Origin of the sequence: Acinetobacter vivianii (assembly GCF_014635885.1) — a bacterium.
Taxonomy (GTDB): domain Bacteria; phylum Pseudomonadota; class Gammaproteobacteria; order Pseudomonadales; family Moraxellaceae; genus Acinetobacter; species Acinetobacter vivianii.
The window spans coordinates 144,085-159,152 of record NZ_BMDR01000007.1; the positions used below are offsets into that span (position 1 = coordinate 144,085).

General features: G+C 40.0%; 14 protein-coding genes. 6 read left to right on the top strand and 8 right to left on the bottom strand.

Annotated features, from left to right (window positions below; translation table 11 throughout):
• Window positions 1–19 precede the first annotated feature (19 nt).
• The 4 genes from benD to benA form a co-directional block, all read right to left on the bottom strand.
• A complete protein-coding gene (benD, locus tag IEV36_RS14640) occupies window positions 20–805 on the bottom strand; it encodes a benzoate diol dehydrogenase BenD (protein ID WP_005256244.1) in 786 nt (261 codons plus the stop codon).
• 21 nt (window positions 806–826) lie between these two features.
• Entirely contained in the window at window positions 827–1,843 is a 1,017-nt protein-coding gene (gene benC / locus IEV36_RS14645; protein WP_005256251.1) for a benzoate 1,2-dioxygenase electron transfer component BenC, read from the bottom strand.
• Window positions 1,844–1,918: 75 nt separating this feature from the next.
• Entirely contained in the window at window positions 1,919–2,419 is a 501-nt protein-coding gene (gene benB / locus IEV36_RS14650; RefSeq protein ID WP_005256253.1) for a benzoate 1,2-dioxygenase small subunit, read from the bottom strand.
• Window positions 2,416–3,798 carry a benzoate 1,2-dioxygenase large subunit gene (benA, locus tag IEV36_RS14655; protein WP_005256256.1) on the bottom strand — a complete coding sequence of 461 codons (1,383 nt, stop codon included), beginning with the start codon at window positions 3,796–3,798 and terminating at the stop codon, window positions 2,416–2,418. The genes benB and benA overlap by 4 nt, the downstream gene beginning before the upstream one ends.
• Window positions 3,799–4,047: 249 nt before the next feature.
• Here benA and IEV36_RS14660 point away from each other — a divergent pair, with 249 nt between their 5' ends.
• The 6 genes from IEV36_RS14660 (at window position 4,048) to IEV36_RS14685 (ending at window position 10,624) form a co-directional block, all read left to right on the top strand.
• Window positions 4,048–5,007 (top strand): LysR family transcriptional regulator, encoded by a 960-nt coding sequence (locus IEV36_RS14660; protein ID WP_004770853.1) that lies wholly within the window; start codon window positions 4,048–4,050, stop codon window positions 5,005–5,007.
• A 147-nt stretch (window positions 5,008–5,154) separates the two neighbouring features.
• Window positions 5,155–6,405 (top strand): dienelactone hydrolase family protein, encoded by a 1,251-nt coding sequence (locus tag IEV36_RS14665; RefSeq protein ID WP_005256259.1) that lies wholly within the window; start codon window positions 5,155–5,157, stop codon window positions 6,403–6,405.
• 10 nt (window positions 6,406–6,415) lie between these two features.
• Entirely contained in the window at window positions 6,416–7,201 is a 786-nt protein-coding gene (locus tag IEV36_RS14670) for an SDR family oxidoreductase (RefSeq protein WP_005256263.1), read from the top strand.
• A 73-nt stretch (window positions 7,202–7,274) separates the two neighbouring features.
• Window positions 7,275–8,513 carry a styrene monooxygenase/indole monooxygenase family protein gene (locus IEV36_RS14675; protein ID WP_005256264.1) on the top strand — a complete coding sequence of 413 codons (1,239 nt, stop codon included), beginning with the start codon at window positions 7,275–7,277 and terminating at the stop codon, window positions 8,511–8,513.
• Between the two features lie 14 nt (window positions 8,514–8,527).
• Window positions 8,528–9,058, top strand: coding sequence for a flavin reductase family protein (locus tag IEV36_RS14680; RefSeq protein ID WP_005256266.1), 531 nt, complete (start codon window positions 8,528–8,530; stop codon window positions 9,056–9,058).
• 117 nt (window positions 9,059–9,175) lie between these two features.
• Complete coding sequence (locus IEV36_RS14685) at window positions 9,176–10,624, top strand: aldehyde dehydrogenase family protein (RefSeq protein ID WP_005256268.1); 1,449 nt, start codon at window positions 9,176–9,178, stop codon at window positions 10,622–10,624.
• A 142-nt stretch (window positions 10,625–10,766) separates the two neighbouring features.
• On the opposite strand, the gene IEV36_RS14690 is transcribed toward IEV36_RS14685, so the two are convergent.
• The 4 genes from IEV36_RS14690 to IEV36_RS14705 form a co-directional block, all read right to left on the bottom strand.
• Window positions 10,767–11,786: an AraC family transcriptional regulator gene (locus IEV36_RS14690; RefSeq protein WP_005256269.1), complete on the bottom strand. Its 1,020-nt coding sequence runs from the start codon at window positions 11,784–11,786 to the stop codon at window positions 10,767–10,769.
• Between the two features lie 183 nt (window positions 11,787–11,969).
• Window positions 11,970–13,043, bottom strand: coding sequence for a nitrilase-related carbon-nitrogen hydrolase (locus IEV36_RS14695; RefSeq protein ID WP_005256270.1), 1,074 nt, complete (start codon window positions 13,041–13,043; stop codon window positions 11,970–11,972).
• A gap of 462 nt (window positions 13,044–13,505) precedes the next feature.
• Window positions 13,506–13,952: a MarR family winged helix-turn-helix transcriptional regulator gene (locus IEV36_RS14700; RefSeq protein ID WP_005256271.1), complete on the bottom strand. Its 447-nt coding sequence runs from the start codon at window positions 13,950–13,952 to the stop codon at window positions 13,506–13,508.
• Window positions 13,953–14,298: 346 nt separating this feature from the next.
• Window positions 14,299–14,874, bottom strand: a complete 576-nt coding sequence (locus tag IEV36_RS14705) for a peroxiredoxin (protein ID WP_032863846.1) — start codon at window positions 14,872–14,874, stop codon at window positions 14,299–14,301.
• Window positions 14,875–15,068: the final 194 nt, after the last annotated feature.

Below are 15,068 nucleotides of genomic sequence, written 5' to 3' on the forward strand. Positions count from 1 at the left end.
GAAACGAAAAAGATCAGGACTAACCCTGATCTCCACCTCCCACTGGGATGACGCTGCCAGTGATATAAGATGCATCATCAGATGCAAGAAAAACAATGGCTTTGACCTGTTCCTCGATACTGCCATAACGGCCCATAAAGGTACGGTCTATGGTTTGGTCGACGACCTGTTGCATCCAGTCTTTTTCATCCTGACTCAGTGGATTGCTATTGCGAGGCACTTTGCGAGGCGGTGCTTCAGTTCCACCTGTGGCAATGGCATTGACACGAATCCCGTCTTGGGCATGTTCAAATGCCAGCGATGCCGTTAGTGCATTAACTCCACCTTTGGCTGCTGAGTAGGGAATACGGTTAATCCCGCGAGTCGCAATTGAGGAAACATTTACAATCACACCAGCTTGTTGCTTGATCATTTCGGGTAACACTGCTCGACAACACCATAATGTTGGAAACAGCGAGCGATTCACTTCCTTGATAATTTCCTCTTCAGAAAACTCCTGAAAAGGTTTCATCCAGATTGCGCCACCGACATTGTTGATCAATACATCGACTCGACCAAAATGTTCAATCGCTTTTGCTACAACTGCTTGTGCACCCGCAAAGCTTTCAAGATCAGCTTGGATGGTGATGGCATCAGCACCCAATGCTTTGACTTCGATTAACACCTCTTCGACATAATCAGAACGATCTGCCAGAATCAGTTGCGCACCTTCGGCAGCCAGTTGTAGTGCAACTCCACGGCCAATGCCTTGAGCACTGCCAGTCACAATCACCACTTTATGCTTAAATCTTTGTGCTTGAGACATAAGTTAATTCTCCAGTAATCATCAATTCGCAGAGAACTTTTCGAACAGAAAATTGGCAGGTTTGATTTGTTCCGCATCTAACCAGCCACGGACTGCTTCGACCATTGGCACAGGGCCGCATAGGTAAATATCGACATCGCCCTTGTTTAGCCATTCAGTCTCAATATGTCCTGTGACATAGCCTTTACGTTCATGTTGACTATCTGGATGTGCAACCACAGTTCGATATTCAAACCAAGGGAATTTCGCTTGTAATTCAGCTAGTTTTTCCAAAGCCACCAGATCAAAATCGTTGGTCACGCCAAACACTAAACGGATCGGTTGGGCTGAACCTTTTTCTTCCAGTACGTGTAACATCGACATAAAGGGAGCGATACCCGTACCGCCTGCCAGCATCAGCACAGGGCGTGTCACATTACGTAGATAGAAACTACCGAATGGGCCTGTAAAAGTCATCTTGTCGCCCGCTTGTGCAGTTTTACTCAAGAAGTCGCTCATTTTGCCATTTGGGACATTACGAACCACAAAGCCTGTTAAACGGTTACCCGGCTTGGAACTAAAGGAATATGAACGGGTTTCGCCTGTTGCTGGAATACCAACATTGACATATTGTCCTGCAAGGAAATGGATATCGGGCTGGCCTTCATCCAGTTGAATATCAAAGGTAATAGTGGAATCAGATAGATTTTCAACGCGGGCTAAAGTCCCTTGAAAACTATGAATTTCAGTTTTACAAACATCAGATGATGCTTGAATCTGAAAGACTGCATCTGAGCTTGGGCGGCATTGGCACGCCAGAATATAACCTTGTTCCGCTTCTTCAGGCGTCAAGGCATCTTCAATATATGTTTCTTCTGGCATGTCGTAACTGCCAGATTCGCAGAAGGCACGGCAGGTACCACAGGCACCGTCACGACAGTCCAAAGGAATATTAATTTTTTGGCGATAAGCTGCATCGGATAGGGTTTCACCTTGCGCGACACTAATAAAACGTGTCACACCATCTTCAAATTGAAGTGCTACATTGTGGTTTGACATGAGACGTATCCTACAAAAATAATTTAAATTTGGGACCTCAGCCAAGAGTCCGTTTGACTGAGGAGACCTATTCTTTTAGAGGTGATAGATATCAATCACTTGATTGATATAGTCATTTTTAAGCACCACATATTTGCTCAGGATTTTCGGTTCATCACCCGAACAATCAATCACATAACGTGACATGCCAAAGTAGCTATAGGTGGTTTTATAGCGGAAGCTCAAGGTGTTCCAATTGAAGCGAACCGTGAGTTTATCTCCGTCACGCGCTACGATTTCAACGTTGGCAATATTGTGGCAAGTACGGGTATCAGGCATGGTGGCAGAGGAGCGTTCAGTTTTGATACGGAATACGCGGTCTTCCAAACCTTGACGATCTGGGTAATAAATCAGTGAGATTTCTGACTGCGGATCTTCGGTGAGTTGATCATTGTCATCCCAAGCTGGCATCCAGAAACTCGCTTCTGGCGCATAGCAACTGAGCCAGTCATCCCATTGTTCGTCATCTAAAAAACGTGCCTCGCGGTAGAGAAACTGGGCAATATTTTCCAAGCTGGTTTTGTCTTGATTGCTCATGCATTTTCTCCTTGAGCTGCGATTTCCTTCTCTGCGACAATGGCGTGTTTCATGGTATGCAACCAGTATTGATGTTGCGCAAGATACAAGCCTTCATCTTCGGTTTTGATTCCGCTCAACATCGGTTTGAGACCAATTTCATTGGCTGCATCATCAGGGCCATAAATCCAGTGTTTTGAACCGCGGCACATGTCATTCCATTCCAGCGCGATACCTGCATAACCTGCCTGACAGGCACGGAATTCTTCCAGATCATCAGGCGTGGCCATACCTGAGGCATTAAAGAAATCTTCATACTGGCGAATACGACGTGCGCGTGCTTCTGGGGCTTCACCTTTTGGTGCTATACAGTAAATCGTCACTTCAGTGCGATCGACTGAAATAGGACGCAATACACGAATTTGCGAACCGAATTGATCCATCAAATACACGTTTGGATAAAGACATAAGTTGCGCGAACGTTCGATCATCCATTTCGACATCGCTGCACCATATTTCTCGGTATATTCGTCTGCCTTCGGAAAGTTCGGACGATCTTCAGGATTGGCCCATTGTGTCCAAAGCAGCATATGACCATTTTCAAAACCATAAGAACCACCGCCTTGCTTACCCCAAGACCCAGCACTCATGGCACGAATGTTATCGGCAGCTTGTGTCTCTTTGCGGTGTTGCGTGGTTGCGGCATAGTTCCAGTGCACTGCTGAAACGTGATAACCATCGGCACCATTTTCAGCCGTTAGTTTCCAGTTTCCTTCATAGGTATAAGAGGAGGTGCCGCGTAGCACTTCTAGGCCATGGTCAGATTGATCAACAATCATGTCGATAATTTTGCTGGTTTCACCTAAGAACTCTTCAAGCGAAGGTACATCTGGATTGAGGCTGCCAAACAAGAAGCCTTTGTAATTCTCAAAACGGGCAACTTTTTTCAGGTCATGCGAACCATCCTGATTAAAGCAATCTGAGTAGCCCGCTTCACTTGGATCTTTGACTTTGAGCAATTTACCCGAATTGTTAAAAGTCCAGCCGTGGAAAGGACAAGTATAGGTTGCCTTGTTACCGCGCTTATGACGACAGAGTTGTGCGCCGCGGTGTGAGCAGGCGTTAATCATGGCATTCAGTTCGCCATTACGATTGCGGGCAATAATGATCGGTTGACGACCAATATGGGTGGTGTAGAAATCGTTGTTATTAGGAATCTGGCTTTCGTGCGCAAGATAAACCCAATTACCTTCGAAGATGTATTTCATTTCAAGATCAAATAAGGCTTGATCGGTAAACACTGAGCGATGAAGTTTAAATTCACCTGTGTCGATATTGTCTACAAGTAGTTCATCAATACGGTCAAGGTGGCTGGTATTGATTACAGGAATACGTGGCATGTCCGTTCTCCGACTTTCCAGATCTGTGGAAGTCACCGAGATGCTTTCAAAAGTCTCTCGATATCCTAAAGGGTTAAATTCTGTGTGAGTCTTTTCACTTGAACCGATAATGATGAATACGGGGCAGCAATCTCAGCGGGGCGATTCATATTTCATCGGTTTATCTCTTGTTTATACCTTAAAAGAATGAGTAAACTCTGTCTAAGACTGAATTTATATTTTTATATATCTTAAAGGTATGGAAACCGCATGGAATTACGTCATTTACGGTATTTTGTTGCTGTTGTTGAAGAGCAAAGCTTTACCAAGGCAGCAGAAAAATTATTTATTGCTCAACCGCCTTTGAGCCGACAGATCCAGAATCTGGAAGGTGAGCTGGGTATTCAATTATTTGAGCGTGGAAGTAGACCATTACAGACCACACCTGCTGGGCATTTCTTTTATCAGCACGCCGTTAAACTTTTGTCTAATGCTGAAGAAATTAAGAGTATGGCGAAACGTATTGGACTGATCGATCGCAGTGTCACGATTGGTTTTGTGGGATCGTTACTGTATGGCTTATTACCTCGAATCATCTATTTGTTTCGGCAGCAGCAACCTCATTTAAATATTCAACTGGTGGAAATGAGCACCACGGAGCAGTTGCAAGCTTTAAAAGAGGGCCGAATTGATGTGGGCTTTGGACGTCTGCGGATTAGTGATCCTGCGGTAAGACGGATTTTATTGCGTAAAGAGCGCTTGGTTGTGGCAGCACATACCAGCCATCCGATTGCGCAGCGGACGGAAGGGGTTTATCTGGCTGATCTGATTGATGAAAAGATGTTTATGTATCCCACATCTCCGAAGCCTAATTTTTCGACTCAACTGCTGAATATCTTTGCCGAGCATAGTTTAGTACCGAAAAATATGCATGAAGTGCGTGAAATCCAGCTGGCTTTAGGACTGGTGGCAGCGGGTGAAGGCTTGTGTGTGATTCCTGCCAGTGCCGATACTATTCGTTTTCCTCATTTAAATTATATTCCGATTCTGGACAATGGCGCGGTCAGCCCAATTTTTCTGACTGCACGGGCAATGGATCGTAGCGAAGACTTACAGCTGTTATTTGATTGCGTTTATCAGGTCTATGATCTGGAAGGGATTCCATATCAACGGACGGTGTTTACACTTGATCAAAATCCCATTGATGATTCGGTTGGTATTGATTTTTAAAGGATTAATGGTGAATAGTTTATAAAAATTAGTTTATTTTTCTGCCAATAAAATTTGCAATTTCTGGATAGAGATTGCAGATATTGACCTGTTTAACTGATTTTAATCTTTGCATGATAGGGATAACAACCAGCAAGGATGAAGAACATGGCAGGACAATATATTCAAGTAAAAACAGCGACTGGTAATCAATTTAAAGCTTATCTGGCAACTTCTGTAGATGGTAAAGGTCCAGGTATTGTGTTGTGCCAAGAAATCTTTGGTGTAAATCAGGCGATGCGGGAAAAGGCCGATTTACTTGCAGAAGAAGGTTATAGCGTTTTAGTACCCGACCTGTATTGGAGAATTGAGCCTGAAATTGAATTAGGTTATGGGAACGAAGATTTTCAACGCGCATTTGAGTTATATCAACAGTTTGATGAAAACTTAGGTGTTCAGGATATTCAAGATAGCCTCAATTTCTTAAAAACTCTGGATGTTTGTGATACCAACGTAGAACAGGCCGTGATTGGTTTTTGCTTAGGTGGAAAACTTGCTTATTTAGCTGCCTGCCGTATTCCTGAGCTTGCCTGCTCGGTGGCTTATTATGGGGTGGGCATCGAAAAAGCATTGGATGAAAGCCAGAATATTCAAGGAAAGTTGGTATTACATATCGCTGAACTAGATCAGTTCTCCCCAGAAAATGTCCGTACCACCATCCAAAACACGTTGCAGAAAGTGGCTAAAGCAGAGGTTTATGTTTACCCTCAAGTTGACCATGCTTTTGCCCGTCCAGCAGGTGAGCATTTTAATAAAGTTGCTGCACAATTTGCGCATGAAAGAACGATAACTGCGTTACGTAAAACAATTGGACCATCTTATGATCTGGCGGCACTCTGGGAAGAGCATATCCGTCATGAGTTTGATACCAGAGACGTTCCTGCAACGATGGCGACCATGGTTGCAGAGCCTTATGTTAACCATATCCCGACAATGACTGGTGGAGTGGGATACAAACAATTATCTCGTTTTTACCAATATCATTTTGTACATCAAAATCCCAAAGATATGAGTCTGACTCCAATTTCCCGTACAGTTGGAGCAACGCAAGTGGTCGATGAATTTATTATGAGTTTTACTCATGATGAAGAAATTGACTGGTTAATTCCAGGTATCGCTCCAACAGGAAAAAAGGTTCAAATTCCGATGCTTGGAATAATAAAATTCCGTGGACCGAAACTATGTCATGAACATATTTATTGGGATCAAGCCAGTGTTCTTGTGCAATTAGGGATTTTAAATCCACAAGGTTTACCCGTTGCTGGTGTTGAAACAGCACAAAAACTCATTGATGAATCCTTAGCTTCAAATACCTTGATGCCATCTTGGTCTTCAAGCGAAAGTAAATCTGTAGCTTAAGGAGAAGATGATGAATATTGATTTTGTAGGAAAAACGATCGTCGTTAGCGGTGGCGCTACGCTAATAGGGCAAGCCGTAGTAGACGCATTTATCCGTGCAGGCGCAAAGATTGCCATTCTTGATATTGACCCAGCAGGACAACAAATAGCAGATCTTCATATTGGCAAGGTTTTGTTTATCCAGACAGATTTAACAGATGATCAACAACTGAAAAAAGCCATTGAACAAGTCCAACAAAAATTTGGACAGATTCATGTTTTAGTTAATTTAGCTTGTACTTATTTAGATGATGGTTTTCAGTCTAGTCGACAAGACTGGCTGCAAGCTTTAGATATCAATTTAGTTTCTGCTGTTGAGTTAACGCGAGCCGTGTATTCCGATCTTAAAGAAACACAGGGTTCTATCGTTAATTTCACTTCAATTTCTGCTCAGTGTGCGCAAACAGGACGATGGCTATATCCCGTCTCAAAAGCAGCCATGCAAGCTTTAACTAAAAGTATGGCAATGGATTTTGCGAGTGATGGGGTACGTGTAAATTCTGTTTCCCCAGGTTGGACGTGGTCTCGTGTAATTGCAGAGGTCAGTGGTCAGGATCGTAAAAAAGCGGATCAAGTTGCGGCAGATTACCATCTTCTCGGACGTTTAGGTCATCCCGAGGAAGTTGCCAATGTGGTGTTATTCCTCAGTTCTACAGCAGCGAGTTTCGTAACAGGGGCAGATTACGCCGTGGATGGAGGCTACAGCGTGATGGGACCAGAACAAAATCGGCCTGCTATCCCGCGTTTAGCCAGCTGAATAGAGTTGAGTTAACGCATCTCAAGTTTAAACAAAATAAAGATTTTTCATGGAATGAATAAGGAATAAACACATGCGCAAAATAGCAATTGTTGGTGCTGGTCAAGCAGGTTTACAACTCGGTCTGGGGCTTTTGGATAAAGGCTATGAAGTGAGTTTATATACCAATCGCACTGCCGAACAAGTAAAAAATGGCAAAGTCATGTCGAGTCAATGTATGTTTCATACAGCCCTACAAACTGAACGGGATTTGGGACTAAACCAATGGGAGGAGCAGTGTCCTTCAGTTGAAGGAATCAGTATTACGTTGGTCCAGCCTGATAAGAAAGAAAAGGTTTTTAGTTGGAGTGCCCGTTTACAACGTTACGCACAGTCTGTAGATCAACGTGTCAAAATGCCTGTATGGATGGAAGAGTTTGAACGTCGAGGTGGTCGTCTGGTCATTCAGGATATTGGGCTGCCCGAGTTAGAGCAATTGGCAGATCAATATGAATTGGTGTTGCTGGCTGCTGGTAAAGGCGAGATTGTTAATCAGTTTAAACGCAATGATCAGCATAGCCCATTTCAACAACCTCAACGTGCATTGGCTTTGACCTATGTAAAGGGGATGAAGCCGATGTCTCCATACTCTCGCGTTGCATTTAACCTGATTCCCGGAGTAGGTGAGTATTTCTGCTTCCCAGCTCTGACAACGAGTGGGCCATGTGAAATCATGGTTTTTGAAGGGATTCCAAATGGCCCAATGGATTGCTGGCAGGATGTGAAAACACCAGACCAACATTTAGCAAAAAGTTTGGAAATTTTAGAAAAATATCTGCCATGGGAAGCTGAACGTTGTCGTCAAGTAGAGCTGACTGATGATGGTGGATGTATTGCAGGACGCTTTACTCCGACCGTACGTCATCCAGTATTGACCCTAGCTTCAGGCAAAAAAGTTTTTGGTATGGCTGATGCATTGGTGGTGAATGATCCGATTACAGGACAAGGTTCAAATAACGCAGCCAAGTGTAGCAAAGTTTATTATGAGGCAATTTTATCCCATGGTGATCAGATCTTTGATGAGACATGGATGACTCAAACTTTTGAGCACTATTGGGATTATGCACAAGATGTCGTGAATTGGACGAACAGTATGTTGCGCCCACCAGAACCACAAATGGTCGAGGCTTTAGTGGCTGCTTCTCAAAATCAAAGTATTGCTTCGCATATTGTGAATAATTTTGATGACCCTCGTGGTTTCTCTCCGTGGTGGTTTGACTCAACAGCAAGCGAACAGTTTTTAATGCAATTTAAACTTAATTGTGTAGCTTAAAAGGGGAGTTCAGCATGACGTACTCAGCCACTGATTTAGGTTTAAAAACAATAAATTGTAAAGAGCCTCGCAATATTCGTAATTTACTTGGACAGTTTGCTACAGGCGTCACTGTGATTACCACAAGAGGCCAAGATGGACGCAAGATTGGCATGACTGCAAACTCATTTTCTTCCTTGTCCTTAGATCCACCTTTAATCTTATGGAGCTTATCTAAAACTGCACCCAGCTTACCTGACTTTGTGGCAGCTTCACATTTTGCGATTCATGTATTAGGTCATCAACAGCATGATGTATCAGGACACTTTTCCAAAGGTGCCGAAGACAAATTTGCAAATATTGCCCACCAGATGTGTGATTTAGGGCTACCAATCCTTGAAGAAAGCTTGGCTACGCTGGTATGTCGGAATGTGAATCAATATGAAGGTGGTGACCATTTAATTTTTATCGGTGAAATCGAACATTACCGACAGACACAGGGTGATCCATTGGTTTTCCATGCGGGAAAATATCGTATTGCAGCCGAGCACCCTCAAACACTTTAGTGAAACAAGGGACTTTAAATGAATGAAATGTATTTGCTGATTTAGAGTTCCTTTAATTCATGCATTGATATGGTTGGAAAAATGCAATGCATCATATTTATACTAGGAAAATAGCGAATGGAAAAAGTATTGCAAAATAAAGTAGAAACAATTGATCTCTGGATTGGTGGTAAACGAATTACACCGATCAAAAATAATTACTTTAATGATTTAAATCCAGAAGATGATTCAATTTTTGCCAGAGTAGCCGAAGGTGAAAAGAACGATATTGAATATGCTGTACTCAATGCGCATGAGGCATTCAAAACATATCGTCATAGTCTGGCAAAAGAGCGAGAAGAATATTTACTGAAAACAGCTTTATTGGTAGAAAAATATCAAAAAGATTTTGTGAATATTTTAATCAAAGAGGTGGGTTCTCCGATAGGTAAAGCATTGTATGAAGTTGAATATGCAATAAATTGTCTCCGTGCGGCTGCTGGTATTGCCAGACGTATTAATGGGCAAACCTTGCCTTCTGATAATGTTGGTCGCTTCGCATTAACGATGCGTCAGCCTCTTGGAGTTGTTGGGGCCATTACGCCTTTTAATGTACCGTTATTAAAAAGTACCAAACTTAGTTCATCTCCATTAGCAACAGGCAATACAGTCGTACTTTTACCTTCTGAAGAAGCGCCTATGATTACTAGCTTATTGGTTGATATGTATCACGAAGCTGGCCTTCCACCAGGCACTGTAAATATGGTAACAGGTAAAGGCGCAATAATAGGGGATAGCCTAACAACTCATCCACTTGTTAAGGCGGTAATGTTCACGGGTTCCTCTCGTGTAGGGAAACATATTGGCGAATTGTGCGGTTCACGCATGAAGCGTTGTTTGTTAGAGCTAGGAGGGAAAAGTCCTTTAGTTATTCTTGAGGATGCTGATATTGAAGCCGCGGTAGATGCTGCCGTTTCTGGTCAATTTTTCTTTCAGGGACAGGCATGTATGGCTTCAAGCCGAATATATGTTGATAAAAAAATAGAGGCAAAATTTCTAAGTCGCTTTATTGAAAAAACCGAAGCACTGACTTTGGGCGATTTAGATGACCCAAATACTTTTGTTGGCCCGATTATTTCACAACGCCAACGTGATCGCATACAGCATCATATTCAGGATGCTTTTGAGAAAGGTGCAAAAATTCACACAGGTGGAGAATGGATTGGAAATCGTTGTAAACCGACGATTTTATCTGGAGTGAATGACACCATGAAAGTATTTCAAGAGGAGACATTTGGTCCAGTGACTTCAGTCTATTCAATCGATGGCTTAGATGAGGCAATTGAATGGGCAAATAAGAGTAACTATGGGTTATCTTCTGCGATTTTTACCAAGAATTTAAATCATGCATTTCGTTTTATGCAAGAAATTGAAGCTGGCATGGTGCATGTCAATGCCCCAACCATACTGGATGAGCCTCATGTTCCATTTGGTGGTGTAAAAGACAGTGGGTTTGGTCGTGAAGGAACAGATATCGATGTTGAAACATTGACAGAGTTAAAATGGGCAACTATAAATTTAACCTGATTGGATAATAACAGAATTTATGTGAATAAACTAAATCCAATAATTGGAAACTGAAAGTTTTATTATTAATTTTATTAAAACCAAGAGAGCTTTTTTATAGAAACTCTCTTTTGGTTTTTATATTAAAAGAATATTTGCTCTTTTAAAAGCTAAGATGTTGTTTAGTTTCAGAAGGAGTATGACCATAACGTTTTTTATATTCTTGAGAAAAACGTCCTAAATGGGTAAATCCCCATTTTAAGGCGATATCTGTAATACTTTGATTACCTTTAATGAGTTCGGAATGAACTTTTTTAAAACGTAGGTCTTTTAAATATTGCATAGGTGTCATATTTAAATATTTTTGAAAGCCTAAAAATAAACTTCGTACACTGACACCAGAGTGACGTGCTAATATTTCAGTGCTGATATTTTCATTTAAATGGTTGTGAATATAATCTTTTGCTAATTTTATAAAATGTGGGGAAATATATTTATCCTGAGTGTGGCATAGTTGAGAGTAATAACTGTGTGATTGCCCATATAACAATGCATTATAGATATTTGATTCAAACTGTTGCATGGCTAATGGATGATTTAAAGGGTGAGTTTCTGAATTAATGGCTTGTAATAACTGATGAAATAGCTGTAAAAAATATTGTCCATTGATATTGGAGAAATCTAATTGGGGAGCAAAAATAGGGGCATTTAAACTGTAATTTGCCAGATGATGTTGACAGTGGAGTAGAAGTTTATTTTTACAAATTTTCAAAACTATTTGGGGAGAATTTGCTTTCCACTTCATACGTAAAGGAAGGTCTGGTGATAATAAGGCTGCAATTTGCGGATAAGAAATAAACTTTTGTTGTTCATATTCAATTTCTGCATAACCATGACATGGGATCTGAATTAAATAAAAGTCCGTAAGGCTGTCAGGTTCAATATAGACATCTAAACCATATTCAAGACGGCTAATGGATAAATTTCCATATTGGAGATGATGTAATGACGAAACTGTTGAAGAAGACGAACAGGGCTTTAAGCGATGAGGCTTAAAAATATGAGAAACATTACGGTGAGTTTCGGATAAATCTGTATTTTGACAAATGAGTGATTTTTGAGAAAAATGCATATTTGACAAAGGGTCTAAAGATTGGATTCCATAACAAAGATTTAGAGACATAGCTTGTTCCTTTAGCTAAGTATTTATTTTTTCAATCAGCTTATCTAAAAATTAAAACTCCATGATAATTCAAGGTTTAGCTTTCAATAGGCTGATAGGATCGGTCAGGCATTTCGGTAGAATCTAGGTGAAATTAAAAGATTAAAAAAGGAGCTAAGATATAGCTCCAGTTACTTAGTTAACTTATAGATCGTAGCTACTTTTCTTCCAAATACCTCGATCTAACATTTTCTGGATTTGTGGTTCAATCACTTGAGTTTTATAGTCTGCGTGGTTACTTTGAGCCTGATGAAGATAAAGATTTTTTGGATAAATATTTTCTTTGTAAATTAATTGGGCACATTCAGTGCGTATGTCTTTCATCCAGTTGGAAACTTGAGAATGTGTCCGGTGATAGCGTAAAGCCTCAATATCAACGACACCAGAAACATAGGTTGAGCCATTCGTATCGCTTTGTTTACCCACAATACGACCTTTATAATCAACTATTTTTGATAAGCCTCCACCACAATCAATTGGCGCTAGGGTATTTTGATCTAAATACATCCCACCGATATTCGGTGCAACGACATACATATTATTTTCAAGTGCACGGGCACGATTTGAAATTTCAAAGATATCATTTTCTGTAAATGGTGTTGGCAAAGAAGCTCGATAGACAACCTCGGCACCATTCATTGCAAGGCCGCGTCCATTTTCAGGAAAGTTACCTTCCATGGCCATCATGATACCTAGACGGCCAATTTCAGTATCAACGACAGGCCAGAAAGACTGTAAGTTATAACCGTATTTTTCAACCCAGGCATCAAATAAATCATGTGGTGAAGCTGAACGCTCACAAGGTAAGAGGGCAGACATTTTATGATGTTTTAAAATAATCTTGCCTTGAGGATTAATAATAAATCCTACATTAAACATAATGCCAGGCCATTCAGGATCTTTGACTTTTGCTTGAGCCATAATAAACACATTGTGATGTTTAGCTAAGTTACCTAAGCGGTCAGTTTCTGGGCCTGGAATTTCTATAGCTCCGTCTTCTAGAAAATCAGCAATTGGTATGTCTAAGGCTTCATCATTAAACCCTTGTAATGCACCTTCTGGTAGAACTAATAGTTTGACGGGTAAGTCTAGAGAACTTAGCCATAATGCACCTGCAGTCAATTCTTCTAAATGTGAAATATTTTTCATTATATCTGCACGGGTTTTAATTCCCCAGATCGTTGGCACTAAACCGACTACACCATAAGGTTTAATCATAATAAACATCCTGTTTAAAATAAGAGTAAATAATATTTTTGGTTGAAAATTCATCATCCTGATAGTTAAGATATCAGCATGCTGATAATATTTCAAATGCTGGGAACAAAAAAAATATATCTTTATGTAAGTGGGTGAAAATGCTTAAGAGATAGAATTTTATTTTCATGTAAATAGGATTTTATTTAAAAAATAGTCTAAATATTTTGTTGTTAATTAAAGAGAAATTATAATGAAGTGGTTTTTCATGTTGGAGTTAATTTTTTATAGGCATGTTTAGGCAATGGAGTAGAAACTAAAAAGTTAAACAATATGGTTTTTTATGTCTAAAAATGTTGAGGGTGAGTATGTCTATAGGGTTTTAAGCATAGTTTCTATAAAATTTGACCGAAAATAATGGGTAAGTTTTTGATATATGGATGAATAATAAGTCTAAATCAAACTCTATAGCTGTAGTTAACCTTATTTTTGAATAAAAGCGAACCATTTACGCAATGTGTAAATTTCTTCTGAGGAAAAATGATGTTCCAGTTGTGCTTCCAGTTGTTCTATCGCATCAGATGATTGTTCTAAAATATGTAGACCATCTTTAGTAATTTCAATGCATTGCACTTTTTTGTTATGAGGATGAGCACTTTTTATAACAAACTCTAATTTTTCTAGTTTATTGATCATTAAGTTGACCGTTTGTGGCGTTAACGATGCATAACGTGCAATTTCTGCATTAGAGCAACCTGAGTAAACAGACACAATTTTTAGAATAGTAAATTGTGGGGGAGTCAATCCATAGTCTGATAATGCTTTTTCCATTTTTAAATGATAGGTATGGGCTGCTTGTCTGAGAAGAAAACCAAGATAGCCATGTTCAGGGCTAAACATATCTGTCGTGGTAGAGAATTTCTTTGCCATAATGTGAGTAAGCTCTTTCTTTTTAAATCAGTAATATAAGAATAAGAATGAATTGTCGTGCATTTTAGATTATTTTTTATTTAATACGATAGCGTTGTTGTAATAGATCATCTATTTAGAATAGCAACTAAGTGAATATGTTAAATGTGATTTTTAATAAATTACTATAATAAACAAATTCTTATATTGAGAGATTGTGGATGGTCTTCTGACCAAGATATGCCTTGAAGATTTGGCTCATTACAAAAGCTTTAAGAATATTGGAAGAAATTGCCCAAAATTTTTGAGCAATTTAAATAAGGCTCTAAACGAGATTTCATTGCCAGACAAAGTATAAAGAATGCTGCTATTTAACTTGTAAGCTTTTTAAATCCTTCAATACCTGATCTGCATGAGTTTGGGTATTAACGCTAGTATAGTGATACATTACTGCGCCTTGAGGACTAATTAGAAAACTCTCACGTTTGGCAATTTTGGTGATCCCCAAGTTACGAACAATGCCAAATTTAGTTGCAAGTTCACCTTTATCATCGGCAAGGATTGGGAAGGGTAAACCGAGTTTTTCTGAGAATTTTTGATGTGATGCAACATCATCCAGACTGACACCGAGTACCACGGCATTCGATTTTGTAAACTGTGGGTACAGCGACTTAAATTGGTTGGCTTCTTGAGTGCATCCTGCAGTGTTATCTTTAGGATAGAAATAAAGCACGACCCATTTACCTTTATATTGATTCAAGGTATGCCATTTGCCATTTTGGTCCTGTAATTTGAAGTCCGGTGCAGATTGCCCAACCCATTCTTTTTGTGCAGTATCTTGCTTTGAGAACAGCGTATTTTGTGCTGTACTGAGGGTCGGTGAAGCGAGTAGAAAAAGTGAACTGCATACTACTAGAACTTTGGACTTTATCGTATTCATCATTCTATTCTCAAAGTGTAATAGGCTTACTGTAGCAAATTTAAAACCTAAATGTGTTAGGAAATTCTTTATAGAACTTTTTTGATTGGTTCGACAATGCATAGTGAGTTGGGAACATGCATCAATAAAGTTAGAATTTAGGCCAATTGATTTACTTTATTGCAATTCACTTCACTAAAAATCACTGATTTTGGTTA